The organism is Rhizobacter sp. P3_B12 (assembly GCF_056402895.1).
Genome location: NZ_JBFUGN010001198.1, coordinates 1 through 1,649, shown reverse-complemented (window position 1 = coordinate 1,649; position 1,649 = coordinate 1). Strand labels below are relative to the sequence as shown.

At 69.4% G+C, this 1,649-nt stretch carries 2 protein-coding genes; one reads left to right on the top strand and one right to left on the bottom strand.

Annotation, left to right across the window (positions count from 1 at the left end; translation table 11 throughout):
* Window positions 1-1,295 (bottom strand): DNA primase (gene dnaG / locus AC1D01_RS33725; protein WP_477873822.1); only part of this gene is annotated, 1,295 nt, incomplete at its 3' end.
* Window positions 1,296-1,425: 130 nt separating this feature from the next.
* On the opposite strand from dnaG, the gene AC1D01_RS33720 reads away from it, so the two are divergent.
* Window positions 1,426-1,649, top strand: a 224-nt coding sequence (locus AC1D01_RS33720; protein WP_477873821.1) for a hypothetical protein, incomplete at its 3' end; no start/stop codon positions are given.

Here is a 1,649-nt window from a genome sequence, read left to right as displayed (position 1 = left end):
TGCCACAGCTGCGTCAGGTCGGCCGATGCGATGCCGCCCTGCTGTGCCAGCTCGGCCAGCAGCTGCAGCTTCAGCGCACCCTCCGGCAGCGCCGACCACAGCGGCCTGGCGTTGGCGAGGAACTTGGCCCGGCCCTCGGCCGTCGACAGGTCGCCGCCGTCGCGGGCGGCTTCGAGCAACTGGCGCGACAGCGGCACCGCCTGCGCGACGCAGGTCTCGAAGGCTTCGGCGCCCAGCTCGCGCACGTACGAATCCGGGTCGTGCTCGGTCGGCAGGAACAGGAAGCGCACGGTGCGGGTGTCGCTCGCATGCGGCAGCGAGGCTTCGAGCGCCCGACCGGCGGCGCGGCGCCCGGCGGCATCGCCGTCGAAGCTGAACACCACCGATTCGGTGAAGCGGAACAGCTTCTGCACGTGCTCGGCCGTGCAGGCCGTGCCCAGCGTCGCCACGGCGTTGTCGAAGCCGTGCTGCGCGAGCGCGACGACGTCCATGTAGCCCTCGACCACCAGCGCATAGCCGCGCTTGCGCAGCCCGGCGCGCGCCTCGTGCAGGCCGTACAGCTCGCGGCCCTTCACGAACACCGGCGTCTCCGGCGAGTTCAGGTACTTCGGCTCGCCCTTGTCGAGCACGCGCCCGCCGAAGCCGATCACGTCGCCCTGCACCGAGCGGATCGGGAACATGATGCGGTCGCGGAAGCGGTCGTAGCGCTTGCGCTCCTCGTCGTTCTCGCCCTGCGAGATGACGAGGCCGCTCTCCTCGAGCAGCGGGTCGTCGTAGCGCGGGAACACGCTCGCCAGCGCCCGCCAGCCGTCGGGTGCGAAGCCCAGACCGAAAGCGGCGGCGATCTCGCCGCTCAGGCCGCGGCCCTTCAGGTAGTCGATCGCCCGCGGGCTGCCCTTGAGCTGCTTGCGGTAATGCTCGCTGGCCTTGGCGAGCACGTCGCTGAGCGTGGCCTGGCGCTCCTTCAGCTCGGCGGCGCGCTCACGCTCCTGCGGCGAGCGGTCGTCCTCCGGCACGGTGAGCCCGGCCTGCTGGGCCAGGTCGCGCACCGCATCGAGGAAACCCATCCCCGAATATTCCATCAGGAAGCCCAGCGCATTGCCGTGCACGCCGCAGCCGAAGCAGTGGTAGGTCTGGCGCGTCGGGCTGACGGTGAAGCTCGGCGTCTTCTCGCCGTGGAATGGGCACAGGCCCTTGTGGTTGATGCCGGCCTTCTTCAGCTGCACATGGCGGCCGACGACTTCGACGACGTCGATGCGGGACAGCAGTTCCTGGATGAAGCTCGGCGGGATCACCCCGCGAGTCTATCGAACCGCCCTGGGGGAAGACCCGAACCGCCGACTTGTGCAGCTTCGCACGGCACGGTCTTCCCGGGCTGTTACCGATTGACGCAAGGGTGACGCTGCTCGGTACACTTTTTGCACCGTGAAGCTCGATGCCGTGTCGTTGGGGCACGTCAAGACCCTCGGAAGGATTCGTGTGCAGATCAATTCGACGCCGGAACAGGCGCGTTTGCGTTTCTCGCCCCGCACACTCTGCCTCGCGCTGCTGGCTTGCGGGCTGGTGGGCGCCTGGCAGTCGGCCCACGCGCAGGCTGCATCGGCTCCTGCCGCCAAGGAGGAGTCGGCCCCCAGCGAGCGCTCCAAGCG